Genomic DNA, 23,631 nt, shown 5'->3' with positions numbered 1-23,631 from the left:
GGCGGCGAAGGCGAAGGTCAGGGCGAAGGCGAGAGCGAAGAAGTTTTTCATGGCGTTGTTCGTGGTCTTGAAGAGGGTGTGTGTTGGTAACTGTCCACGCTCTTGCAAGCCACGTGCCGGTCCGGACCGCGTTTTGGCACGCCCCGATCGGAATGTTGTTTTCAGCCCAAAATAGCACTCTTTCCCGGGTGCGACGCATCGGGCAAGCCTCCAGATCAGTAAAATGTGTTTCGAACACGAAACAGTATCGACACGAATCCGGAGCACATGGCGCGCGGCGGGGAATGCATCTTCCCTGGCCGTAGATTGGCAAGCAACCCGGAGCGCATCCACCCGAACAGTCAACCCGCGAACCGCCATGCCCACCCGACTGCTTGAAGCCACGCTGCCCAGCGACCGCCTGGACGAAGTACCCGGTATCATCGACAAGGCGGACATCTGGACTGTGGATGATTCGCACCGCTCCGGCGTGATCGGCACCGAGGGCGACACGGCGATGGTACGGCTGCTGCTCGATGCCCGGGACTCGGAGGCGGTCACCGATGCGCTCATGCATGCATTCGGGCATCTGGACACCTTCCGGATTGTCCTGCTGCCGGTGGAAGCGACGCTGCCGCGGCTTGAAGAGCCCGGAAAAGAGTCGGGTGGCACCGAGCGGAACGGGGAAGCCTCCGGCGATGCGGAACGGGAAGGTGAGGAGCCGGCCAAGAAAGCTCCGTCCCGGATAAGTCGGGAGGAATTGTACGAGGACATCGCTGAAGCGAGTCGGTTGGACAAGATCTACATGATGCTTGTCATCCTGTCGACGCTGGTGGCCGCCATCGGTTTGGCCCGTGGCGACGTGGCCGTTGTTATCGGGGCCATGCTCATTGCCCCGCTGCTGGGGCCCAACATCGCGTTGGCGCTGGCTGCCGCCATGGGTGATCCGGATCTGGGTGGGCGGGCGCTGAAGACGAATGCCGCCGGACTGGGGACGGCCCTGGCCCTCTCAATGGTCCTGGGGCTCGTGCTGACCATTGACCCGACCGAGCCGCAATTGGCGAACAGGACCGTCGTGAATGCCGGAGACATCCTGATTGCCCTGTCTGCGGGTGCGGCGGGTTCGCTGGCTTTCACGAGCGGGGTCCCTGCCGTGGTCGTGGGGGTCATGGTGGCGGTTGCCCTGCTCCCACCCCTGGTAGCTGTCGGTTTGCTCGTCGGAGCCGGTCATCCGGAGTTGGCCCTCGGGGCCCTGGTGCTGCTCGTTACCAACGTGACGTGCGTCAACCTGTCGGCGATTGCCACCTTCTATCTCCAGAAGGTTCGGCCGCGCACCTGGTGGGAAGCCGATCGGGCCCGGAAAGCCACGCACAGGGCGGCGGCGGCCTGGGTCGTACTCCTCATCCTGCTGGCGGTGCTTATCTGGCGGTTCATGTAACCTTGCATGGGGGGTAGCGCGTATGCGTGGAGGACGCTTTGTTTTCTTTTTTCCGTACAGCCTTTCCCCTCCCGCTTATTAAAGCCCCCTGCTTGTTAAAGCCCCCCGCTTGTTGAATCCCTGCTGCTCAAACCCCCTATTGCCATGCGTACCCTTCTCCCCCTGTTAGGACTGGTTGTTTTCCTGGTCGGATGCGAGCCCACGCCGGAAGAGCGTGAACAAACACGCCGCGACATCCAGCGCGATGTCGAGCAGACCGTGGAAACTTCGGTATCGAAAATCGGCGCTGCGCTCGAGGGCATCGGGCAGGCGCTGCAGACCGATGCAGATGTGGAGGTCGTGGATTGGCGCGATTTCAAGGACATGATCCCGGGCAGCCTGGGCGCGTTCGACCGGGTGGGATGGGAAGGCGAGAATACGGGGGCGCTGGGCATCCGGATTTCCCGGATTGAGGGTTCCTATGCATCGGATGACGGCGTGACCACCATGAAGCTGTCGGTCATCGACCTGGGCACCATCAAATCGGCAGCCATGAAAGGGTTGGACCTGCTGGATGCCGAGATTGACCGGGAGAATGTGGAAGGACTCCAGAAAACGAGGGAATGGAACGGGCACCCGGGATATATCGCGACGGATCACCATCGGGCCATCGGCGTGGCCGTGGTGGAGGACCGGTTCATCGTATCGGCGGAAATCAAGGGCAGCCACGCCACGCCCACCGCGTTGGAGGAGATCTTCGACGACCTGCCCCTGCGACGTCTGGCGCGGATGGCCCGGTAATCCGGATCAACGCCCGGATTGACTCGTACGCGCTTTCCATGCGCCGAATCCGCTTCCTGAAATTCATCCCGCTGTTGATGCTGGCCCTGCCACTCCTGGTGGCATGGCCACTGCCGCATGCGGTGCAGGCCCAACCTGCGGACCCCGCGAACCGGATGGCCCCATCCCCTTCCCCGGCCAAAGCCTTCGGCCTGAGCATGCTCCTTCCGGGCCTCGGTCATCGCCATGCCAATGGCGGCAAATGGACGGCATGGTCGGGAACGATCGCGGCTACCGATGCCGCGCTCTGGATAGGCCTGTTTTCCAGTACGTGGCATCGCAATGACGTGGTGGATACGTACCGGACGTTGGCAGCGGGATCAGCGGGTGCCGAACTGGACGGCAAGGATCGGACCTTCTATCTGAATCTGGCCTCCTTCCGCTCGTCCGATGAGTTCCTTGAGACGGTGCTCCGGAACCGGGCATGGGACCAGGTGGATTATGTGGCCGATCCATCCTTCCACTGGTCCTGGGCATCGGAGGCCGAATTCCAGCGGTACCGTGATCTTCGCGAGCAGGACGAATCCCTGGGGCGCAGGCGCTCCATCCTGATTGCCAGCCTGGTGGCGAATCGCATCATCAACGGACTCGTTTCCGCGCGAAAGGCATCCGCAGGTGCGGGTCCGGCTTTTTCAGCCGGTTTCGCGCCACCGGTGGGCGCCCGGCCGGTCCTGTCCCTTCGACTGGACTACTGACGGACGCGCATCCATGACCAGGAGGGCCGTCATGATCGTCTCGCCCGGATAGGACGGCATGCTCGCCACGTACACTTCCTGAACGCCGATCTTCACCCGGTAGCCGAGCTGCTGCGCCGCCGATGTCAACGCTGCGCACGTCTGTGTCAGGTCCTGGCCGGCACGGTGGCTGCGCCACACCAGCTCATTCAGCTTGTTGGCCACAATGGGGTCGATGTCCGTGATGAGTTGGAGCACCGGCGGAAATCGTTTCAGGTAGCGGTTCGATCCGGCTTTTGCCCGGGGGTCATCCGGACGGACGATTTCGCACTCGTAGGACATGGGGATTGCGCGGCGGGAATGGTGGAACGATCGGTTACTCATGGTTGTCGTCCGCCCCACTCTTCGTCTGAAGGGCCCCGGCTCCAACTTTTGGTGAAGCGGCCGGTGTGGTTTGACTCGCGTACACCGGTCGCGGTATATTTGCATCCTTCGAGTCCTTAGCTCAGTTGGTTAGAGCGCTACGTTGACATCGTAGAGGTCGGTGGTTCGAATCCACTAGGACTCACATGGAAAGGCCGCAATCACATGTTGTACATGGAGTTGCGGCCTTTTCTCGTTCAAACCCCTTCGTCATGGCACCTTCCTTCGAAACCGATCCACGCGTAGTCAAGATCAAGCCTGCGTGCAGCTGCGGCAACAACCTGGACAGCGTCTGGGTGAGTCCCAAGGCAAAGTACACGGGATTCCAGTTCCTGGTGCACGTGTTCATCGGGGTAAGTGGCGGCCGACCCCAGTCCATTGAATGGGCCTGTCGGCGGTGTGGTGACGTGATAGCACGCTCAACGGACCCGGAGCTCATCCTCCACTTCCGGCACGAATAGCGTTCATTGCGCGGATTTGAATGAATCCGATTTAACGTGCAATAACGGTTGCCCGAACGTATTTTCCGGACATGATTTGCGCCACGATGACGTATTCCTGCCGACGCACCCGCTGGCTCGGCCTGTGCACCCCGCTTGAACGGTAGGGCCTGCCCCATCCGTACTGTCCGCACGCGCCCCCCACCTACCTTCGCTCGTCATCGTCATGGAATTACCTCTTCTGCCGCTTCTGGCGGTATTGGCTGCGGCCTATGGAGCCGGAAAACTCGTTGAACGACTGGGCTACCCGTCTGTCCTGGGCGAACTACTGGCCGGCGTCATCCTTGGTCCCCCGCTGCTCGGCTGGCTGTCCGGCGATCCCGCCCTGAACGTCATCGCCGAACTCGGCATCCTCCTGATGATGCTGTATGTCGGCATGGAAATCGATCCGGCGGACCTCAAGAAGGTCTCAACGGGTGGAATTCTGGCCGCCCTCGGAGGATTCATCACACCCTTCGTCATGGCCTACTGGGCGGTGACGATGTTCGGTGGCAGCGTCATGGAGGGTTTGTTCGTGGGCATGGCCGCGGGGGTCACTTCGCTGGCGACCAAATCCCGCATCCTGCTGGATCTGAAGCTACTGGGTACGCGGATAGCCCACGTCATGATGGCGGGTGCGCTGATAGCCGATGCGTTGTCGCTCATCATTTTCGCCGGCCTCATCGGCATGGCCGACCCGGAATCGGGCAGCAGCCTGTGGCTGGTAGCCGGAAAAATGGCGTTGTTCTTCGGAGGTACGTGGGCCTTTGGCACGTTCGTCCTCCCCATGCTGTCCGGCAAGCTCAAGCGGGGCGGCATGGCCGTGGTTTTCCCGTTCGTTATCATCGTCATGCTGGTCCTGGCTGAAGCGGCCCACCTGGCGGGCTTGCACGGCATCCTGGGGGCGTTCCTGGCTGGCATGTTCCTGCGGGACAACATCATAGGACAGACCGTCAGCCGTGAAGTCATGACGTTCCTGAAGAAAGGCGCCATCGGCTTCCTGGCTCCGGTATTCTTCGTGACGGCGGGCTTCGAGGTGGACCTGGCCGTCGTCACGGAATCCCCAACCTTCCTGGTCGTCGTCATCGGTGTGGCATCCATCGGCAAGATCCTCGGCACGGCGGTCTTTTATCTGCCGACCGGATTCGGGTGGCGCGAAGGCATTGTCCTTGGTGCCGGCATGAATGGCCGCGGCGCGGTGGAAATCATCATCGCCCAGATCGGCCTGTCGCTGGGCATCATTTCCCAGGAAGTCTTCTCCATCCTGGTCATCATGGCCATCGCCACGACGGCTTCCGTGCCCGTTCTCCTCAAAATCGGCGTGGCGTGGCTGCGCCGTCGGGGTGAACTGGTGGAGGCCGGCGAACACCGCAAGGGCTGCGTGATCGTGGGTGGCGGCAGCCTGGGCCGCGAGTTGGGCGTGGTGCTCGGCTCGAACATGCCGGTGACCGTCGTCGATACGCGCCCGGACAACTGTGATGCCGCCCGTGCCGCCGGTCTGAAGGCCGTCCAGGGCAGCGCCCTCGATGAAATCATCCTGGATGAAGCCGGAGCCGGATCGGCGCGCTACGTATTGGCCATTACGGGCAACCCGGGGGTCGATGCACTCATTGGCCGCATGGCACGAGAAGAATTCGCCGTGCCGGAAGTGGGTCTGCTGTACGATGCGTCGCGGGAACGGGAAGCCGACCATACCGCAACGCGCGACCATGTCGGCGGGCGCACCGCGTTCGGCGGCAGCGTGGCCATCGCCGAGTGGGATTTCGCGGTTACGACCGGTGCCTTCGAGCGCAAAACCGTCCCGTTCGGGGAACGGGATTCCTGGCCGAACCACCTTTTCGTGGCCGCCCTGGTGGACGGTGCCCTCGTGCCCGCTGCCTCCGGCCTGCGACTCTCTGAAAACACCCCTTGTACCATACTTGTCCAGAAATGAACGACAATTCCAACAACACGGCTTTCAACCTTTTCTCCGGCTTCCAGCGCTTTTTCAAGACGACGACAGCTGGCGGCATCTTATTGTTGTTTTTTGCCGTCGTCGCCATGGTATGGGCGAATTCACCGTGGGCGGCAGAATACCAGAATCTCTGGGGTACGTACGTCACGACCGGATTCGGCGGTTGGGAAATATCGAAGCCCTTGCTCCTGTGGGTGAATGACGGCTTGATGGCCATCTTCTTTTTCCTGGTCGGCCTGGAAATCAAGCGGGAAATGCTGGTCGGGGAATTGTCCGACGTGAAGCAAGCCATTTTTCCCATGGCGGCAGCACTCGGCGGGATGATTGTCCCGGCGTTGATCTATGTGTTCATCAACAGAGGTACCGAATTCGTGGCGGGCTGGGGCGTTCCCATGGCCACGGACATCGCGTTTGCCCTCGGTATCCTGGCGTTGCTGGGTTCGCGCGTGCCGGTGTCATTGAAGATCTTCCTGACGGCCGTGGCCATTGTGGATGACCTCGGTGCCGTACTCGTGATTGCCCTCTTCTACACGTCGGAATTGGCCGTTGGAGCGCTGTTTGTGGCTGCGGTCACACTGGCCATCCTGACGACGCTCAACAAGATGGGCGTCCAGCGCACGGCGGTCTACGTGTTCTTCGGACTCATCCTCTGGGTGGCCGTCCTGAAGTCCGGCGTGCATGCCACGGTCGCCGGAGTACTCCTGGCCATGACCATCCCGGCCAAGCGCCGACTGGACGAAAAGACATTCGAAACCCGACTGAAGAACTTGGCTGATCGGTTCAGGGACGCCGAAGGACACCCTGTATATGACAACTGGGTATCCGGTGAACAGCAGGACATCATCCATGAAGTCGAGGTTTCAGCCAAGCACGCGGAGACCCCGCTGGTTCGCATGGAACATGCCCTTCACGGCTGGGTCGCCTTCTTCATCATGCCGCTGTTTGCGTTGGCCAATGCGGGTGTATCGTTCCGGGGCATTGACGTGGGCGAAGCCATCCTTCATCCCGTGTCACTGGGCATCCTCGTCGGCCTGTTCGTGGGGAAGCAAGTGGGCATTTTCGCGTTCGCATGGGCCGCCGTGAAGACCGGTCTTACGTCGTTGCCTGAAGGTGTGACCTGGCGAGCCGTTTACGGCGTGGCCTGCCTGGCGGGCATCGGTTTTACCATGGCCCTGTTCATTGCCGGCCTGGCGTTCGAAGATGCTGAAATGCTGAATCGCGCCAAGATGGGCATCCTCAGCGGCTCACTGCTCGCCGGATTGCTCGGCTGGGGCCTGCTCCGCATGGGTCCTTCGGCCGAAAAGGGATAACCGCTTGGGCGTCTGGGACAAGGCACTACGAACCCCAGCGCGTCACGATCGCCTCGACTTCGCGACGGAACGCATCCTCATGATGTGTGCGGAAGGCATCCCATGAACACAGGGAATCCTCCTTTTCGACCCGGTCGGGGAAGAGGATGCCCTCGAGGTGATCGTATTCGTGCTGATACGTGCCGGCCGTAATGCCACGGACCTCTTTCTCGAACGGCTTCCCGGTACGGTCCAGGCCACGGATGCGGATGTGCGGGCACCGGGGCACGCGGCCGCGCAGGTCCGCGATGGACAGGCAGCCCTCGTAGTTCTCGAAGCGTTCGTCGGTCAGGAATTCCAGCTCGGGATTGATGACGACGTCCAGCGGGACCTCGGGCTTGTAGGGGTAACGGGGGTTGTCCTTGACTTCGACGATGAAGATGCGGCGGGCGTCGCCGACCTGCGGGGCAGCAATGCCCGCGCCGCCCGCCGCCCGCTTGGTGTCGATGAGGTCGTAAATCAGCGCCTGCACGTCCGCGGAGGAAATATCCTCCGGGGCAACAGGGGTGCAGACTTCACGCAGGACGGGGTCGCCGATCTGAATGATGGGACGGATCATGCTAATACATGCGCGTAACGCGCGTAGAGGCAATGGAATCCAGCCGCGGGAAGTCGTTCCGGAGCGCCTGGATGTCGCGACTGAAGCGCATGGGCGCGGGTCCGTAGCCGCTGTACAGACTGTCCACCACCGCCATGCCGCGGACCACCCGTCCGAATGGCGGATAGCCCACCACGTTCCCGGAATCCAGGGAATCCAGCCGCGTATTGTCCTCCAGGTTGATGTACATGGTCGCCGAGCGCGTCCGGGCACCGGCGCGGGCATAGGCAATGGTGCCGCGCTTGTTCGATGCGCGGACCGGCTCGTCGTTCAGCGGCATGGCATTCCAGATGGAGTCCAGCGCCGCATGGGGCGTCCCGCCGAACTGGGCCACGAACCCGTCGATGACCCGGTAGAATCGCGTGCCGGCGTAATAATTGTGCCGGAACAGGTAGAACGCGCGGTCCACACCGATGGGGGCCCAGTCGCGGTATATCCGGAGATCGAACGTCCCGGCGCTCGTAACCACCTCCACGTCGAAGGAGTCCGGAGCGGGCCGTGCGAGATCGGCAAAAGAAGGCTTGAAGAGCGGATTTGAAGTGGCACAGCCGGCCATGATGGCCACGCCCACGAAGAGGGCGGCCGCTGCGTGACGCATCTTGAAATTGGACATGAAACTCGGGTGGAAGGGTTGCGTGTAGGACGAAGGAGCCGGAATTTGTACCATTACGTATCGAAATCCAAATTTTCCGCCCGTGCGGATTGTTAACCAGCCGACTGTCTGAAATGAACCGTTTCCTTACTGCCTGCATGGCCCTCGCCGGGATTCTTGCCGTCGCCCTGCCTTCCACCTCCACTTCCACCGCCGTCGCCCAGACCTTCCCGACGGACGATCCCGTCATTCGCACCATGTGGGACGTGGGTGTGGAGAATTCCCAGGTCGAACAACTGGCCCATGAACTGCTGGACGTGATCGGCCCGCGACTGACGGGTACGCAGGGTCTGGTGGATGCCCAGGAGTGGGTGATGGACAAGTACGCCGTCTGGGGCATTGATGCCCGCCGCGAAGAGTACGGTACCTGGCGGGGATGGGAACAGGGCCTGCTGCATGTGGACATGCTGGAGCCCCGGCGTGTGAGCCTTGAGGCTGAATTGCTGGCCTGGAGCCAGGGTACGGACGGCCCGGTTTCCGCCCAGGTCGTGCTTCCGCCCACCGACCTGGAGGAGGAGGCCCTCGCCGCCTGGAGCCGGAATGCCCGGGGCAAATTCCTGCTGGCCTCGGCGCCTGAGCCCATGTGTCGGGCGGCCCAGGAACTGGAGGCCAACGCCCGCCCGGAAACCGTGACCGCCCTCAACGAAAAACGGATGGAACTGCGCCGTGACTGGGCCGCCCGCACGGCCGCCGTACGTGAACTCGGAAGCATTGAGGAACTCGGCTTGAACGGTGTTCTGACCTCGCGTTGGTCCGGTGGATGGGGCGTGAACAAGGTGTTCTCGGCATCCAATGACGTTGTTGTCGAGGTGGACGTCTCGTGTGAGGATTACGGTCTGCTGGTCCGCCTGGCCGAGTCCGGCAATACGCCGACGCTCCGGGTGAACGCCGAGGCCAAGGATCTCGGGACCGTTCCCCAGTTCAACGTGATCGGCCAGATCACCGGCAGCGAACTCCCCGACGAATATGTGCTGCTGCACGCGCACCTGGATTCCTGGCACTCGGCCACGGGCGCGACGGACAACGGCAGCGGAACGCTGACCATGCTGGAAGCCATGCGGATCCTGCGCGCGGCGTATCCCAACCCCCGACGCACCATCCTGGTGGGTCATTGGGGTGCCGAGGAGCAGGGACTCATCGGATCGGGTGCCTTCCGGGAGGATCATCCGGAAGTCGTGGCCGGTCTCCAGACGTCGTTCAACCAGGACAACGGGACATGGCGATTCGAGAAAATTGACGGACAGGGCTACCTGGACGCGGCCAATCACCTCCCCCGCTGGATGAATCCCGTTCCCACGGAAATCGCCTCGCGCGTCCTGCTCGAACTGCCGGGCCCGCAGGCCAACCAGGGCAGCGACCATACGTCGTTCGTGTGCGCAGGGGCTCCGGCCTTTCGTCTGCAGTCCCCCTACGATGAGTACCGCCAGTACACGTGGCACACCAACCGGGATACCGCCGACAAGCTGGTCTTTGACGATCTGAAGGAAAATGCCACACTGGCCGCCATGCTGGCCTACATGGCATCGGAAGACCCTGAGCGTTTCGACCGCGCAAAGGCCAACCTCCCCGGCACGGATTTCCGCGGCAATCCCCGCACGTGGGGCGACTGCCGGGCGCCGCGCCGTTCGTTCGAGTAGCCCGAAACCCTGGCCCGTGAACGCTTGATTCCCTGAATTTTCGCCAATCGGAAGGATTCGATTGGTCGTTTGAGCGTTCGTGCACGATCTGGATAATCCCGGAGCAGGCCCTTGACCCCGCTCGCAAACAGCAAAGCCAAAACCAATCCCATGTCCCGTTCAATCACCCTCTCCTTTCCCGATGGCTCCACCCGTTCGTTCGACCGTGGTGTGACGGGTACGGACGTGGCCCGGGACATTTCCGAGGGTCTGGCCCGGGTGGCCGTGGCCATTGCCGTGGACGGTGAGGTCCGCGACCTGTCCCGCCCCATCGAATCGGACGCCACCATCCGGATCCTGACGCTGAACGACAAGGAGGGCTATGCCACGTATTGGCACTCCTCCGCGCATCTCATGGCAGAAGCCCTGGAAGTGCTGTATCCCGGCGTCAAGTTCGGCATTGGCCCCGCCATCGAGAATGGATTCTACTACGATGTGGATCTGGGGGACCGGACGCTCGGCGAAGCGGATCTCGAGAAAATCGAGGCCAAGATGATGGAGCTGGCCAAGCGGGACGTGGCCTACCAGCGCCGCGAGGTCCCGAAGGCCGAGGCCGTAGCCTTCTTCGAGGAGAAGGGCGATGAATACAAGCTCGAACTCCTGGAGGATCTGGATGACGGGACCATCACGTTCTACAGCCAGGGCGGATTCACGGACCTGTGCCGCGGGCCGCACATTCCGTCCACCAAGAACATCAAATACGCGAAGCTGCTGAACATCGCCGGCGCCTATTGGCGGGGCGACGAGTCGCGCAAGCAGCTCACCCGGCTCTACGGCATCACCTTCCCGAAGAAGTCGGAGTTGGATGACTACCTGGAGCGGCTCGAACTGGCCCGTCAGCGGGACCATCGCAAATTGGGGCGCGAGCTCGAACTGTTCACGTTCTCGAGCAAGGTCGGTCCGGGGCTCCCGCTGTGGCTCCCCAAGGGCGCCCGGCTGCGCGATACGCTCTCCGAATTCCTGAAGTCGGAGCAGACCCGCCGCGGCTACGAGCCCGTGGTAACGCCGCATATTGCCCGGCTCGAACTGTTCAAGACCAGTGGGCATTACCCGTACTACAAGGACAGCCAGTTTCCGCCCATGATGGAGGATGTGGAGGCGGATGAGGGATACTTGCTGAAGCCCATGAACTGTCCGCATCATACCCAGATCTATGCCGATCGCCCACGATCCTACCGGGAGCTGCCGGTCCGATACGCCGAGTTCGGCACGGTCTACCGGTACGAGCAGTCCGGAGAATTGGGTGGATTGACGCGGGTGCGCGGGTTCACGCAGGACGACGCCCACATTTTCTGCATGCCGAACCAGGTCAAGGATGAATTCAAGAACGTCATCGACCTGACACTCACCGTGCTGTCCGCGCTTTCCTTCACCGATTTCAAGGCGCAGATTTCGCTGCGCGATCCGGCCAACACGTCCAAGTACATCGGGACGGCCGAGCAGTGGGATGCTGCCGAGCAGGCCATCCGGGAAGCCGCTCAGGAGATGGGTCTGGATGCCACCGAGGAAGCCGGAGAAGCCGCCTTCTACGGCCCCAAGCTTGATTTCATGGTCAAGGATGCGCTCGGGCGCGAATGGCAGCTGGGCACCGTGCAGCTGGACTACAATCTGCCCGAACGGTTCGACCTGACCTACGTGGGCGAGGACAACACCAAGCACCGGCCGGTCATGATCCACCGCGCCCCGTTCGGCTCACTGGAGCGATTCGTGGGCGTGTTGATTGAGCATTGCGGCGGCAACTTCCCGTCGTGGCTGGCTCCCGTCCAGGTCACGGTCCTGCCGGTAGGCCAGGACTTCAACGGATATGCCCGCGAGGTCGCCGAGGAGTTACGCGATCTAGGTTTCCGTGTCGAAACGGACGTGCGGAGCGAGAAGATCGGCTACAAGATCCGTCAGGCTGAAATGCAGAAGATTCCTTACATGCTCGTGGTGGGCGACAAGGAAGTGCAGGCCGGTACGGTAGCGGTCCGGCGTCATGGTGAGGGGGATCTGGGCAAGGAGACTCCGGCCGCCTTTGCCGATCGGCTCCGCACGGAAATCAGGGAGACCATGCACGGCACGAAACAGGAGTCCTGAGTCTCCGGGCGGCGCGCTCTGCCGGGTTTTGACGGGCACTCTGTCGATTGAGTGGACCCAAAAGTTATTTTCGGGGTATCATTCGGATATCCCAGTCACCAAACAGATAGACGGTCATCGCTAATAATTTTACGAGGGTAAACGATCGAATCCGGGCCAGGGAGGTCCGTGTGGTCGATCCCAAGGGCAATCACGGGGTTTTCCCGCTCGAAGAAGCCCTTCGAATGGCGGAAGATCAACAACTTGATCTCGTCGAGATTTCTCCCCAAGCCGATCCTCCGGTCTGCAAGATCATGGACTTCGGCAAATTCCGCTACGAACAGCAGAAGAAGGAGAAAGAGGCCAAGAAGAAGCAGCACACGGTCGAATTGAAGGAAATCCGGTTCCGTCCGCACACGGACGACCACGATTTCGACTTCAAGACGAAACACGCGAAACGATTCCTGGAAGAAGGAAACAAGGTCCGTGCGTACGTGCAGTTCCGGGGTCGTGACATCATTTACAAGGATCACGGCATGGAATTGCTGGCCAAGTTCATCCAGGAACTGTCCGATCTCTGCAAGATCGACCAGGAACCCAAGATGGAAGGACGCCGGATGACGACCATCCTGAGTCCGTCCAAGAAAGGGAAGTAACCCTTCATGGAATATCCGCACCGGGTACGGAGCGCAGTCTTGCAGGCAGCGTTCCGTGTTCGTACTTTATAAGGCTTACAAGTCACCGCGCAGACGTTACGTTACCATGCCGAAGATGAAAACCAACAGCGGGGCCAAGAAGCGGTTTGTTTTGACCGCATCCGGCCGCGTGAAGCGTAAGAAGGCCTTCGCCAGACACATTCTGACGAAGAAGACCCAGAAACGCAAGCGCAACCTGCGCACGAGCACCCTGGTGCACGAAGTCGACGAGTCCCGCGTCAAGCGCATGATCAGCGCCTGACCCCCAACATCAGTCTGAAAGAACCATGCCCCGCGCAACAAACAGAGTAGCATCGCGCCGCCGTCGCAAGAAGATCATGGCGATGGCCAAGGGATACTGGGGACGTCGCAAGAACGTCTATACGGTAGCCAAGAACGCGGTCGAGAAAGCCCTCCAGTACGCCTACCGGGATCGCCGCGCACGCAAGCGTCAATTCCGCCGTCTCTGGATTTCCCGCATCAACGCGGCTGCCCGTGTAAACGGCACCACGTATTCCCAGTTGACGGGGTCCCTCCGCAAGTCGGATATCACGTTGAACCGGAAAGTCCTGGCCGATCTGGCCATGAATGATCCAGCGGTGTTTACCGAGGTCGTCAAGGCGGCCTCGTAGCCCATTCAGCATCCGTGCTGATCCGAGTCCCGCCTCTGCCCCGGCAAAGGCGGGACTTTTTTTGTCCTTTTTGCCTGGCCCGATCCGCATTGTCCGCCTAACCTTGCCCCACCAGCCATGTCCGTCGATCTCCAGCCCGTCCAGAGAGAAATAGAGGATACGGTCCTCGATTCCGAAGCGGCCCTGGATGCCTACCGCATCCGTTTCCTGAGCCGGAAGCAGGGCGTCATCACCGCGCTCATGAAGCGGATTCCGGAAGTCGATCCGGGCGACCGAAAGGCATACGGGCAGACGGTCAACGAACTCAAACAGCGTGTGGAAGCCCGCCTGGACGAGGCGCAGCAGGCGCTCGCGGCCGGGGCCACCGGCGGCGGCCCTGCATTCGATCGGACGTTGCCCGGCCGCGAGCCCGCGGAAGGCAGCCTGCATCCGCTTACTCAGACGCTTTCGCTCATTGAGCACGTCTTCACCAGTTACGGATTCAGCATCGCCGAAGGCCCGGAAATCGAAGACGACTGGCACAACTTCTCGGCGCTGAACTTTCCGCCCGACCATCCGGCGCGGGACATGCAGGACACCTTCTTCATCGAGGAAGGCACCACGCTGCTGCGCACCCACACGTCTCCGGTACAGATCCGGGTCATGGAGCAGCAGCCGCCCCCGGTCCGGGTCATCGTGCCAGGCCGGGTATACCGCAACGAGGCCATCTCCTACAAGTCCTACTGCCTGTTCAACCAGGTGGAAGGCCTGTACATCGACAAAGGCGTCACCATGGCCGACCTGAAGCAGATCCTGCACGCGTTCGCGCGCACCCTGTTCGGCGAGGATGTACGCATGCGGTTCCGGCCCTCCTTCTTCCCGTTCACCGAGCCGTCGGCCGAAGTGGATATCTGGTGGAAGGACGACGCCCTGCCGGGCGGCGGACGCTGGATGGAAATCCTGGGTTGTGGCATGGTGGACCCGAACGTACTCACGTCGGTGGACATCGACCCTGAAGTGTATACCGGATACGCATTCGGCATGGGTGTCGAGCGGATTGCCATGCTCCGCTACGGCATAGATGACATCCGCATCCTGTACGAGAACGACGTGCGCTTCCTCCAGCAATTCCCACTCTCCTGATCCTCCCACCATCATGATCATCAGTGCAAACTGGCTGTCCGACTATGTTGAGCACGGCCTCTCAGTGGATGAACTGGCGGACCGGCTGACCATGTGCGGCCTGGAGGTCGACGGCGTCGAACACCGGGGCCAGGACCTTGACGGCGTCGTCATCGGGGCCGTGGTAGCCACGCGTTCGCATCCGGATGCCGACCGCCTCACCCTTTGCGATGTGGATCTGGGATCCGGAGCGCCCGTCCAGATCGTATGTGGCGCATCCAATGTCGCGGCCGGCCAGCGCGTGCCCGTGGCTACGGTCGGAACCACGCTGCATCTCCCCTCCCGTGAGAACCCGGAGGTCCGCGTACCGGTCACCCTCAAGAAGGCCAAGCTTCGGGGCCAGGAATCGAACGGAATGATCTGCGCCGAGGATGAACTCGGACTGTCCGACAATCACGACGGCATCATGGTGCTTCCGGACGATGCGCCCGTCGGTGTCGACTTCGCGGAATGGATGGCCGGTACGGGCGTGGCGCTCAAGGATGCGGCCATCGACGTCGCCATCACACCGAACCGGCCCGATGCGGTATCGCACATCGGCATGGCACGGGATATCGCCGCATTGACCGACCGTCCACTCGTGGTGCCGGATGTGGCGTATCCGTTGGCGGGCGGGGTGGCGGCCAAGGAAATCGAGGTGGACATCCAGGCGCCCGAACTCTGCCACCGGTACGTGGGCGTCGTCGTCCGCGGGGTCACGATTGCCGAGTCTCCGGCCTGGCTGAAACAGCGCCTGACGGCCATCGGGCTGCGTCCCCGCAACAACGTGGTCGACATCACCAATTATGTCATGTATGAGTGCGGGCAGCCGTTGCACGCATTCGACCTTGCGACCATCCGGGACGGCCGGATCCGGGTCCACGCAACGAGCGGTGAAACCCGGTTCACGACTCTCGACTCCAAGGAGCGGATTCTGCCCGCCGGGACCCTCATGATTGCCGACGGCGAGGGCGATGTGGCCATTGCCGGCGTCATGGGCGGAGAGAATTCGGAAGTTTCGGATGCGACGACCGACGTCCTGATTGAGAGCGCCTGGTTCGACCCGTCCAGCATCCGCCGGACGGCCAAGACCCTCCAGCTGCAGACCGATGCGTCGTACCGCTTCGAACGGGGCGTGGACCCGACCGGTCAGGTGTGGGCTGCCGCCCGCGCGGCCGAACTCATGCGGGACCTTGCCGGAGGGACGGTCGTGGACGGCATGGTGGATGCGCATCCGGTGCCCCACGTGCCCCGGACCGTCCCATTGCGGGGGTCGAGAATCGAACGCGTTGTCGGGACGCCCGTCGCCTCCCCCCACATCGTCCAACTCCTGACGGCCATCGGCTTTGAATTGCGCACGGTTTCCGAAGATGCGTGGGATGTCGTTGTCCCGGCCTGGCGTCCGGATGTGGAGCGGGAAATCGATGTCATAGAGGAAGTGGCGCGCCTGTACGGGTTCGACAATATTCCGGAGCCTGCGCAATCGGCGTTACCCAACTTCACACCCCGCCCGGACGCGCGGCGGGAGCTGCGGAAGAACGTCCGCATGTTGTTGGCCGGCATGGGTTTCCGGGAAGTCCAGACCAATTCCATGCTGCCCCTTGCGAGCGCAGAGCGATTCATGGACGAGGCCCTTCCGGCAGGACGGCTCGGCGGTGGCGTGGTCGAGACCCTGAACCCCATAACAACGGAAATGTCCACGCTCCGCCCCTCCCTGTTGCCGGGCGTCCTGCGCGTGGTGGACCACAACCGGAATCATGGACAGCGCGGACTGCGCCTGTTTGAAATGGGACGGGTGCATGCACGCAAGCAGACCGACCGGAGTGTGGTGGACGGGTATACAGAAATAGAATCCCTGTTGATCGTGGCATCGGGAACGTGGACCACCGCAGCATGGAATGAGCCTGAACGTGCTGCTGATTGGTTTGACGTGAAGGGCGTGGCTGAGCGGGTATTGCGGGCATTGCGACTGAGCGGAGCGGTGTACACGCCGCTGCCCGATCGCAGCCCGGACAATCCGCAGGACGGCGGCCTGGAGGCACTCGCGTCCGTGCAGCTCGGCCAGGAGGTGGTGGGCACCGTCGGTCAGGTATCCGGCGAACGTCCTGTTTTCTTCGTGGAGTTCGATTGGAGCCTGTTGGCTGATCGTTCGGCGCGACTGGGCCGGACCCGGTACGAAGCGGTCTCCCGATTCCCTGTGGTGGAACGGGACATCGCCCTGGTCATGGATGTCGGTGTGGCGGCAGGCGATGTCCGCAACTCTATTCTCGACGCCGGTGGCGACCTGCTGAAGGAATGCCGACCTTTTGACCTCTACGAGGGCGAGCATTTGCCGGAGGGCCGGAAAAGCGTGGCCTTCGCCCTGGCGTTCAGTGCGGACCGGACGCTTCGGGACGAAGAGGTGGACCAGGCCGTAGGCCGGATCCTCGAGAAGACGGCTTCGGAATTCGGCGCCCGACTTCGCTGACAGGGGCTGGCGCGCCGATTGTCCGATTACCTATATTCCCGCATGTCGAATATGTCCGAACCCAACATGTTTGCCTCGCCGGAGGAATCGCCGGCACCGACCCGGGGCCCACGCCACCAGAAACAGACGCGCGCCCTTGAAAGTCTGCGCGTCCGGATTGAATTGGCGGTCAAGGAATTGGCACGGCTGCGGGCGGAAAATCACGCCCTTCGCAAGGAAGTGGAATCGCTGCGTCACGATATGACCATGGGCGTGGACGGGACCCCGGTCGTGTTCACGGAGAGCCCTGCCCAACTGCGTGAGGAGATTGAGCACTACCTGTCCGTGATTGACCGGCACATCGAGAGTCATGCGGATGCGTCCCGCAAATCCGAGGTTTGACCATGTCAAAGAATCTGAAACCCCTCAAGGTGCGCTTCCTGGGCAAGGACTATACGCTGCGCGTATCGGAAGCGGATGAATTGGCTACGCTTGAGATGGCTGAATACCTGGATGCCAAGCTCCGGGCGTTCAAGTCGGCGCATCCCGACCAATCCGATTTGACAGCGTCCGTCATTACCGCGTTGGCCGTAACCGAAGAACTGTTCGTGGAAAGGGCCCGCAAGTTGGACCCCGGGGCCCACGTCAACGGCCAATTGACGGAATTGGAGCGCATGTTGTCAGACGCCCTGCTTTCGCGCTGACCAGCCCGTGCCCTTGACGTTCCGGTTGGTCCCCGATTCCCGACGGTTGAGCCCGATTGCCACCGTCTCCACGGGATTTTCCCTTGCGTACGGGTCCATGGTACCCGTACTTACATGCAGGCGCGACCCTGCTTTGGACGCATAGTAAGAACCTAACGTTTACGTCCTGGGAACCATCCTTCAAGGTCGGACGACAGGCCCCAACTGCCTTGGCAGTCACCGCGAAAGCGGACCGGGGAAGTCGAAAGTCGTTGAGCGGTACCCACATTTTGGTTGAGAGAGGTTCTTCTCATCCTTCGGAGCAGGGCGTGCCTGTTTTTTTTGGCCCCTGCCCGAGGAAGTCGAGCGACGCCCGATATGCCATGAAATTGCGTTGAAGGGCGGGACCAACTGGTCATTCGTGGATAGTATCCGGATACGCCCACCCCAGACCACGCGACCCTCCGATGATTGGAATCATAGGCAAGCTCCTCATCCTGACCTCCATGGTTGCGTGCGTGCTTTCGGGCGTGCTGTTTTTCAGGACGGCCAAAGGCATGAAGGTCCTCGTGCCGGACCCGGTGGTCAGTGTCTGGACGCGGGTGGCCCGCGCGTCATGGTTGGCCATGACCCTGACCAGCATCGCGGCCTTCGGCCTGCTCATGTACCTGAGCGTTACGCATGACTTTTCGAATGCGTACGTGTACGCCAACACGTCCATGGACCTGGGCCTGAAATTCCTGGTTTCGGCCACATGGGCCGGTCAGGAGGGCTCGTTCCTGCTGTGGATCGTCATGAATGCCGGAGTCGGTCTGGCGGTTATCCACCTGGCGCGCGAGTACGAAGCACCGGTCATGGCCATTATCGCGCTGTGCCAGGCCTTCCTGATCTCGATGATCGTAGGTATCGAGCTGGGTCCGCTGCCCATTGGTTCATCGCCCTTCACGACCCTGGCCGAGAAATTCCCGGATGCCCCCATGATCCAGGCAGGCATTATCCCGACGGATGGGCAGGGACTGAATGACCTGCTGCAGAACTACTGGATGGTCATTCATCCACCCATTCTGTTTTCCGGGTTCGCGTCCATGATCGTGCCCTTCGGATTCGCCGTAACGGCTCTGTGGAAGCGGCAGTACACCCAGTGGGTCCGCCCGGCCCTCCCATGGACGCTTTTTGCCGTCATGGCACTGGGCGTGGGCATCATGCTGGGCGGCTATTGGGCCTATGAGACGCTTTCCTTCGGTGGATACTGGGCCTGGGACCCCGTGGAAAACTCATCCCTCGTACCGTGGCTCATTGGCGTGGCCGCCGTGCACACCATGATTGTCCAGAAGCGGTCAGGACACAGCCAGAAGGCCTCGCTTTTCCTGACGGTCCTGGCCTACATGTTCGTGGTCTATTCCACGTTCCTGACCCGATCGGGCATCCTGGGGGAAATCTCCGTGCACTCGTTCGTGGACCTGGGGCTCTACAACCAGCTGTTGATCTGGATTTTGACCATGGGGATCATTGGATTCGGCCTTTTCGCTGCCCGATACAGTGAACTTCCCACGCCGCAGAAGGAGCCGGAAATGCTGTCCCGCGAATTCATGATTTTCTCCGGAGCCATGGTGTTGTGTGCCATCTCGGCGGTTGTCATTGTCGGTACGAGCGCCCCCATCCTGGGACGCATTTTCCGGGACAGTCCGTCGGCCGTGCCCCTGGAGTTCTACAACAAGTGGACGCTGCCCCTGTCCATCGTCTTCGTTTTCCTTGCCGGAATGGCTCAGTTGTTCTGGTGGAACAAGATGAACGTCCGGACCATCAATCGTGTGCTCATGTGGCCGACGGTCCTTGCGGTATTCAGTACGGCCATCATCGTGGTGGTTTCTCCGTTCCGGAGCCTCATCGGTGAGGGCGGCTCGTGGTGGGAACAGAACAGCTTCGGCATGGCCGTCGTCCTGTTGGTGTTCGTCTCCTTCTTTGCCCTGTATGGCAACGGGATCGTACTGTGGCGCATTGCGAGGGGCAACCTGAAACTCGCAGGGGGTGCCATGGCCCACGTGGGCATGGCCATCATGATGCTCGGCATTGTGGCTTCGTCCATCTTCGGAAACTCCATCGGGACGGGTGTCCAGGTGGGTGATAACCGGGACAACTTCATCCTGACCAAGGGCCAGACGCTGCCCATCAACGGCTACGTGTTCACGTACAACGGCAGGGACCAGAATGAAGAAGGCCGTCCCGTTTTCAACCTCACCGTTACCGACCCGGCTGACCGCACCTGGGAGATGAACCCGGTGGTCTACATGTCGAACAAGGGGCAGTGGATCCAGCATCCGTCGGTCCGCCAGTTCGCTGAAAAGGACATTTTCCTGGCCGTAGCACCGAACGAAATGTTTGAAACGGGCGACGAAAACCAGGGACAGATCAACCTGGCACGTGGGGACTCAACCGTCGTCGGCAACGATGAATACGTGATTGCCTTCGACGGCTTCGACTTGAATATCGAACCCGAATTCGTGACGGACTCCACGGAGGTGGCGGTCGGCGCACGCGTTCGGATTACGAGCCAGGCGACCGGAGAGGCGAAGACCCTTCGCCCCGTGTACATCATCGAGAAGGACAGGTCGGTCAGCTTCGTCGAGAACAGTGTTCCGGAATGGGGCATTACCGTCGCGTTTACCGCCATGAATGTGGACAACGGAGAGGTCACACTGGCGCTGGACGGTGTCCGGGTCACGCCCGACGATTGGTTGGTCGTCCAGGCCTATGAGAAGCCCCTCATTTCCTTGGTATGGATCGGATTCATTATCCTGACGGGCGGTTTCCTGATTTCGATGGTCCGTCGGGCGAGGATTTGACGTCCGGCGGGCTCAAGTTTTCCTGCAGATATCCGATACCGGAAGGGAATCCACACAACCGTTCCCTCCATCCCATGAAGCTGCTTTTCGCAGACGACAACGCCATCAATCAGCGGGTAGTGCGTACCATGGTGAGCCGCCTCGGCCACGAGGTGCATACGGTGGACAACGGACAGGAAGCAATCGATGCCATCCATGCAAGCAGCGAGCCCTTCCATGCGGTATTGATGGACATGATGATGCCGGTGTTGAGCGGCGTTGAGGCCACCCGGCAAATCCGCGCCATGGGAAATCCCATCCACGTGATAGGCCTGACGGCCAACGCAGGCGCAAACGACAAGCGCGCCTGCATGGATGCCGGCATGGATGACTTCCTCACCAAACCCTTCGACATGGACGGCCTGCGCCGCGTGTTGGGTCGCGTTCAGACCTCCACCCTTCATACCGGTACGCTGAAGGCGTTCGTGGAGAGCATGGGCGAGGACGATGATTTCCTGGTCCATTTGTTCACCGAGTTCCTGACGGAAGCCAACCGGAGTCGCACGGAAATCCATGCCGCCCTCAAATCGGAAGAACCGGTCCGGATTGAACGGGTGGTCCACAACTTGAAGGCCAACAGCGCCATGTTCGGCGCGCGGCGTCTGACGGATCTGTGCGCCGGTATGGAAAAAGATGCCCACGCCGGCGACATCGACGGCATTCGCGGTCGGATGTCCGCGTTTGAAGGCGCCCTCGTTGATGTCCAACGGGACGTCCAGCGTCTCATTGACGACCGCCTGGTCTCCGGATGATGAAGGGCCGCACCTCGTTGCTGCCCCGCTGACGCAGGAGATACGCTCCGGGTGCCAGCGTGCTGATATCCATGGTCCACGTCTCTCGGACCGGCTCCTGGCTGCCCGACTCGCGCCACACGATGCGCCCCAACAGATCGATGATTTCGAGTTCTGCTGCCCCCGTGACGTCTACGCTCAAGGTCCGGCTCGCCGGGTTGGGATAAGGCGTGCCCAGTTGTGCCGCGTCCGGTAGTTCCGATGATGCGCTGGTCGCGACACCGGACAGCCAGATTTCCTTAACCGCGCGTGCCCGCCGGATGGTCGTACCGTCCGTCGTCACCACGGACCAACGGAAGTTGCCGCCTGCTGTGGGCGTGAGCGGCAGTTCAGCCTGCGTGGCCGTAGTGGGTGTGCCCGCCTGTACGGTACCGTCAGGATGGACAATGACGGGCGTGTACAGAAGGTTTGGCGACGCATCGTTGCCCTCGGCCCATGTCAGCGTGACGGTGTCTCCGGTCCAGTCGAGCGTGAGCGGCTCGGCAGCCGTGGGCGGCGCATCGATCCCGTGCCCTTTCCGGATGGTCAGGAATTGGTCGGCCTCGATATCGGCCATGGTTTCGAGATCCCCGTTTGGCCAGCGGATGACGAGTGAATCGACCGTCGTGTGTTCCCCGAGCCCGAAATGGGCCGTCATGGCCATGTTCTGGCTCACGAAGCCGTCCCCTGCCGTGATTTCGCGGATTTGGGGTTGCGCCGCGGCCGCACCGGATTTTGTCGGGCTCGGGTTGCCGGCGTACAGGGTCAGCCGTGCACCGACCGCGTCCCGGTTCGGCGCCGACTGACTCAATCGGACGGTCAGGAAGTGGTTCGTGCCCGGGGTATTCATGAGCAGGCGGTTGTACGGCGCGAAGTTCATCCCCGTGAAGACATCCACCCAGCCATCTGCGTTGTAGTCCCCGACGGTGATGGCCTGGTTGCGCACGGGCTGCGGTGGTCCGATTTCGGGTTGATACAGGAGTCCGGTTTCCGTGATGGCATCCGTGAATGTGCCGTCGGTGTTGTTCAGGTACAGCGCCCCGCCCTCGAGTCCGGCCGTATGCAGGTCCACCCAACCGTCGTTGTTCGCGTCCACGGCGCTGGTACCGAACGTCTGGGCACCCGCCGAACCGGCCACCCCGGCCATGGCGCCCCGTTCCTCGAACGTGCCGTCTCCGTTGTTGCGGTAGAGCAGGTTTTCTCCCGTTCGCCCGTCGGCCACGGCCATGTTGACCACGTAGATGTCCAGCCATCCGTCGCGATCGTAGTCGAGCCAGACCACACCCCACGCAGCCAGGTTGTCGTCTACACCCGCTGCCGCACCGACCTCGTCGAACGTACCGTCACCCCGGTTGCGGTACAGCAGGTTCACGGACTTGGCCGGATTGTCCTGTGAACAGGCACCGATGAACAGATCGATGTCGCCGTCGTTGTCGTAGTCGGCGGCCGCCAGACCGTACGCCTTGGGAAGTTGGGCCTCGAATTCGGCGTTCTGCGGGGACGGCTGGAAGCGACCGGTCGCGAAGCCGTGTTCATCGGGCACGCCGAAATACAGGCGACTTCCCCCGAGATCATCCCCGATGAATACGTCCAGGACGCCGTCCCCGTTGTAATCCGCAAACGCAGCGCCCTGGGCAAGCCCGGGAAACGCGATTCCTGCGGCATCGGGCGACTCTGACAACTGCACGCCGTAGTGATTCTCGTAAAACCGGCTGCCGTTCGCAAAAAGCACGCTCTCGAATCCCTCGGGAAAGCCATCGTCGTCCACGTCGGCCCACGATGCACCGAACACCCGATCCGGAATGTACCGGGGCAGGCCCATGGCGGCGAGGGAAGCGGTGAAAGCCACATCAAACGCCGCGCCTGCCGTGCCATCCTCCCCCGCCCCGGTGTTCAGATAAAGGCGTCCCGGCTGATAGATGTCTGTTCGTCCGTCTCCGTCAACGTCCACGGACGCTGCCGACCAGGCCGCCGCTCCGAAACGCGTCTGTTCATCCAGCAGGTGGCTCTGGTCCACGAACGTGGGGATGTATTGGGCGCGGGCGCCCAAAGGCAGCAGGAGCAGTACGATACCCAGTCCGGCGCGCCGGCACCAATACCCGTCGAATCGTGACCGTTTACCGCCCATGCGTGCGTCGCCAATAATGTGATTCATGAACCCAAGATCGAGACGGACAGGAGAACCTCCAAACGCGAACAGGGGGGCGGGCCGTGTGGCCCGCCCCCCATCTCTGCGTAATCCAGGAACCTTGGGTAATACATTATTAGCAGCAACTACATGGTGACG

21 protein-coding genes and 1 tRNA gene are annotated in these 23,631 nt (G+C 61.7%); 18 read left to right on the top strand and 4 right to left on the bottom strand.

What is annotated here, in order from left to right; translation table 11 throughout:
- Positions 1–358 precede the first annotated feature (358 nt).
- The 3 genes from RIE53_02180 to RIE53_02170 all read left to right on the top strand — a co-directional run bounded on the left by RIE53_02180 (position 359) and on the right by RIE53_02170 (position 2,931).
- A complete protein-coding gene (locus RIE53_02180; protein ID MEQ9103486.1) occupies positions 359–1,417 on the top strand; it encodes a TIGR00341 family protein in 1,059 nt (352 codons plus the stop codon).
- Positions 1,418–1,561: 144 nt separating this feature from the next.
- Entirely contained in the window at positions 1,562–2,197 is a 636-nt protein-coding gene (locus RIE53_02175; GenBank protein MEQ9103485.1) for a hypothetical protein, read from the top strand.
- A gap of 38 nt (positions 2,198–2,235) precedes the next feature.
- A complete protein-coding gene (locus tag RIE53_02170) occupies positions 2,236–2,931 on the top strand; it encodes a hypothetical protein (GenBank protein MEQ9103484.1) in 696 nt (231 codons plus the stop codon).
- On the opposite strand, the gene RIE53_02165 is transcribed toward RIE53_02170, so the two are convergent.
- Positions 2,869–3,294 carry a hypothetical protein gene (locus tag RIE53_02165; protein MEQ9103483.1) on the bottom strand — a complete coding sequence of 142 codons (426 nt, stop codon included), beginning with the start codon at positions 3,292–3,294 and terminating at the stop codon, positions 2,869–2,871. The genes RIE53_02170 and RIE53_02165 overlap by 63 nt on opposite strands.
- A 110-nt stretch (positions 3,295–3,404) precedes the next feature.
- On the opposite strand from RIE53_02165, the gene RIE53_02160 reads away from it, so the two are divergent.
- From RIE53_02160 to nhaA, 4 genes are all read left to right on the top strand, one after another.
- Positions 3,405–3,478, top strand: a tRNA-Val gene (locus tag RIE53_02160).
- A gap of 67 nt (positions 3,479–3,545) precedes the next feature.
- Positions 3,546–3,794, top strand: a complete 249-nt coding sequence (locus RIE53_02155) for a hypothetical protein (protein ID MEQ9103482.1) — start codon at positions 3,546–3,548, stop codon at positions 3,792–3,794.
- 205 nt (positions 3,795–3,999) lie between these two features.
- The gene (locus tag RIE53_02150; protein ID MEQ9103481.1) at positions 4,000–5,745 is read left to right on the top strand and encodes a cation:proton antiporter; all 1,746 of its coding nucleotides are present in this window, start codon (positions 4,000–4,002) and stop codon (positions 5,743–5,745) included.
- Positions 5,742–7,076, top strand: a complete 1,335-nt coding sequence (gene nhaA, locus RIE53_02145; protein ID MEQ9103480.1) for a Na+/H+ antiporter NhaA — start codon at positions 5,742–5,744, stop codon at positions 7,074–7,076. Before RIE53_02150 ends, nhaA begins: the two co-directional genes overlap by 4 nt.
- A gap of 25 nt (positions 7,077–7,101) precedes the next feature.
- Here the strand turns inward: nhaA and def are convergent, their stop codons facing one another.
- Both def and RIE53_02135 read right to left on the bottom strand, forming a co-directional pair.
- Entirely contained in the window at positions 7,102–7,674 is a 573-nt protein-coding gene (def, locus tag RIE53_02140) for a peptide deformylase (protein MEQ9103479.1), read from the bottom strand.
- Position 7,675: 1 nt separating this feature from the next.
- Positions 7,676–8,326, bottom strand: coding sequence for a peptidylprolyl isomerase (locus RIE53_02135; protein MEQ9103478.1), 651 nt, complete (start codon positions 8,324–8,326; stop codon positions 7,676–7,678).
- A gap of 137 nt (positions 8,327–8,463) precedes the next feature.
- Between RIE53_02135 and RIE53_02130 the strand changes: the two genes are divergently transcribed.
- The 11 genes from RIE53_02130 to RIE53_02080 all read left to right on the top strand — a co-directional run bounded on the left by RIE53_02130 (position 8,464) and on the right by RIE53_02080 (position 21,326).
- Positions 8,464–10,002: a M20/M25/M40 family metallo-hydrolase gene (locus RIE53_02130; protein ID MEQ9103477.1), complete on the top strand. Its 1,539-nt coding sequence runs from the start codon at positions 8,464–8,466 to the stop codon at positions 10,000–10,002.
- A 150-nt stretch (positions 10,003–10,152) separates the two neighbouring features.
- Positions 10,153–12,117 (top strand): threonine--tRNA ligase, encoded by a 1,965-nt coding sequence (gene thrS / locus RIE53_02125; GenBank protein ID MEQ9103476.1) that lies wholly within the window; start codon positions 10,153–10,155, stop codon positions 12,115–12,117.
- Positions 12,118–12,233: 116 nt separating this feature from the next.
- Positions 12,234–12,752 (top strand): translation initiation factor IF-3, encoded by a 519-nt coding sequence (gene infC / locus RIE53_02120; protein ID MEQ9103475.1) that lies wholly within the window; start codon positions 12,234–12,236, stop codon positions 12,750–12,752.
- 106 nt (positions 12,753–12,858) lie between these two features.
- Positions 12,859–13,053: a 50S ribosomal protein L35 gene (rpmI, locus tag RIE53_02115; protein MEQ9103474.1), complete on the top strand. Its 195-nt coding sequence runs from the start codon at positions 12,859–12,861 to the stop codon at positions 13,051–13,053.
- 25 nt (positions 13,054–13,078) lie between these two features.
- Positions 13,079–13,423, top strand: a complete 345-nt coding sequence (gene rplT / locus RIE53_02110; GenBank protein MEQ9103473.1) for a 50S ribosomal protein L20 — start codon at positions 13,079–13,081, stop codon at positions 13,421–13,423.
- A 117-nt stretch (positions 13,424–13,540) separates the two neighbouring features.
- The gene (pheS, locus tag RIE53_02105) at positions 13,541–14,545 is read left to right on the top strand and encodes a phenylalanine--tRNA ligase subunit alpha (protein ID MEQ9103472.1); all 1,005 of its coding nucleotides are present in this window, start codon (positions 13,541–13,543) and stop codon (positions 14,543–14,545) included.
- A gap of 13 nt (positions 14,546–14,558) precedes the next feature.
- On the top strand, positions 14,559–17,030 hold the full coding sequence (gene pheT / locus RIE53_02100) for a phenylalanine--tRNA ligase subunit beta (GenBank protein MEQ9103471.1): 2,472 nt from the start codon (positions 14,559–14,561) through the stop codon (positions 17,028–17,030).
- 42 nt (positions 17,031–17,072) lie between these two features.
- Positions 17,073–17,411, top strand: a complete 339-nt coding sequence (locus tag RIE53_02095; GenBank protein MEQ9103470.1) for a hypothetical protein — start codon at positions 17,073–17,075, stop codon at positions 17,409–17,411.
- A gap of 2 nt (positions 17,412–17,413) precedes the next feature.
- Positions 17,414–17,713: a cell division protein ZapA gene (locus RIE53_02090; GenBank protein ID MEQ9103469.1), complete on the top strand. Its 300-nt coding sequence runs from the start codon at positions 17,414–17,416 to the stop codon at positions 17,711–17,713.
- 446 nt (positions 17,714–18,159) lie between these two features.
- Positions 18,160–20,535 carry a cytochrome c biogenesis protein CcsA gene (gene ccsA, locus RIE53_02085; protein MEQ9103468.1) on the top strand — a complete coding sequence of 792 codons (2,376 nt, stop codon included), beginning with the start codon at positions 18,160–18,162 and terminating at the stop codon, positions 20,533–20,535.
- 74 nt (positions 20,536–20,609) lie between these two features.
- On the top strand, positions 20,610–21,326 hold the full coding sequence (locus RIE53_02080; protein ID MEQ9103467.1) for a response regulator: 717 nt from the start codon (positions 20,610–20,612) through the stop codon (positions 21,324–21,326).
- On the opposite strand, the gene RIE53_02075 is transcribed toward RIE53_02080, so the two are convergent.
- A complete protein-coding gene (locus RIE53_02075; protein ID MEQ9103466.1) occupies positions 21,298–23,499 on the bottom strand; it encodes an FG-GAP-like repeat-containing protein in 2,202 nt (733 codons plus the stop codon). The genes RIE53_02080 and RIE53_02075 overlap by 29 nt on opposite strands.
- Positions 23,500–23,631 lie beyond the last annotated feature (132 nt).

Source organism: Rhodothermales bacterium (assembly GCA_040221055.1).
Lineage (GTDB): Bacteria > Bacteroidota > Rhodothermia > Rhodothermales > UBA10348 > 1-14-0-65-60-17.
This window is presented reverse-complemented; position numbering and strand designations above follow the sequence as displayed.

Coding starts and splice junctions, on each gene's coding strand:
- RIE53_02165 (MEQ9103483.1), bottom strand. CDS start 3,294: ATGAGTAACCGATCGTTCCACCATTCCCGCCGCGCAATCCCCATGTCC.
- RIE53_02135 (MEQ9103478.1), bottom strand. CDS start 8,326: ATGTCCAATTTCAAGATGCGTCACGCAGCGGCCGCCCTCTTCGTGGGC.
- def (MEQ9103479.1), bottom strand. CDS start 7,674: ATGATCCGTCCCATCATTCAGATCGGCGACCCCGTCCTGCGTGAAGTC.
- thrS (MEQ9103476.1), top strand. CDS start 10,153: ATGTCCCGTTCAATCACCCTCTCCTTTCCCGATGGCTCCACCCGTTCG.
- rpmI (MEQ9103474.1), top strand. CDS start 12,859: ATGCCGAAGATGAAAACCAACAGCGGGGCCAAGAAGCGGTTTGTTTTG.
- RIE53_02155 (MEQ9103482.1), top strand. CDS start 3,546: ATGGCACCTTCCTTCGAAACCGATCCACGCGTAGTCAAGATCAAGCCT.
- RIE53_02130 (MEQ9103477.1), top strand. CDS start 8,464: ATGGCCCTCGCCGGGATTCTTGCCGTCGCCCTGCCTTCCACCTCCACT.
- RIE53_02180 (MEQ9103486.1), top strand. CDS start 359: ATGCCCACCCGACTGCTTGAAGCCACGCTGCCCAGCGACCGCCTGGAC.
- RIE53_02150 (MEQ9103481.1), top strand. CDS start 4,000: ATGGAATTACCTCTTCTGCCGCTTCTGGCGGTATTGGCTGCGGCCTAT.
- RIE53_02090 (MEQ9103469.1), top strand. CDS start 17,414: ATGTCAAAGAATCTGAAACCCCTCAAGGTGCGCTTCCTGGGCAAGGAC.
- RIE53_02170 (MEQ9103484.1), top strand. CDS start 2,236: ATGCGCCGAATCCGCTTCCTGAAATTCATCCCGCTGTTGATGCTGGCC.
- RIE53_02080 (MEQ9103467.1), top strand. CDS start 20,610: ATGAAGCTGCTTTTCGCAGACGACAACGCCATCAATCAGCGGGTAGTG.
- rplT (MEQ9103473.1), top strand. CDS start 13,079: ATGCCCCGCGCAACAAACAGAGTAGCATCGCGCCGCCGTCGCAAGAAG.
- ccsA (MEQ9103468.1), top strand. CDS start 18,160: ATGATTGGAATCATAGGCAAGCTCCTCATCCTGACCTCCATGGTTGCG.
- RIE53_02095 (MEQ9103470.1), top strand. CDS start 17,073: ATGTCGAATATGTCCGAACCCAACATGTTTGCCTCGCCGGAGGAATCG.
- RIE53_02075 (MEQ9103466.1), bottom strand. CDS start 23,499: ATGAATCACATTATTGGCGACGCACGCATGGGCGGTAAACGGTCACGA.
- RIE53_02175 (MEQ9103485.1), top strand. CDS start 1,562: ATGCGTACCCTTCTCCCCCTGTTAGGACTGGTTGTTTTCCTGGTCGGA.
- nhaA (MEQ9103480.1), top strand. CDS start 5,742: ATGAACGACAATTCCAACAACACGGCTTTCAACCTTTTCTCCGGCTTC.
- pheS (MEQ9103472.1), top strand. CDS start 13,541: ATGTCCGTCGATCTCCAGCCCGTCCAGAGAGAAATAGAGGATACGGTC.
- pheT (MEQ9103471.1), top strand. CDS start 14,559: ATGATCATCAGTGCAAACTGGCTGTCCGACTATGTTGAGCACGGCCTC.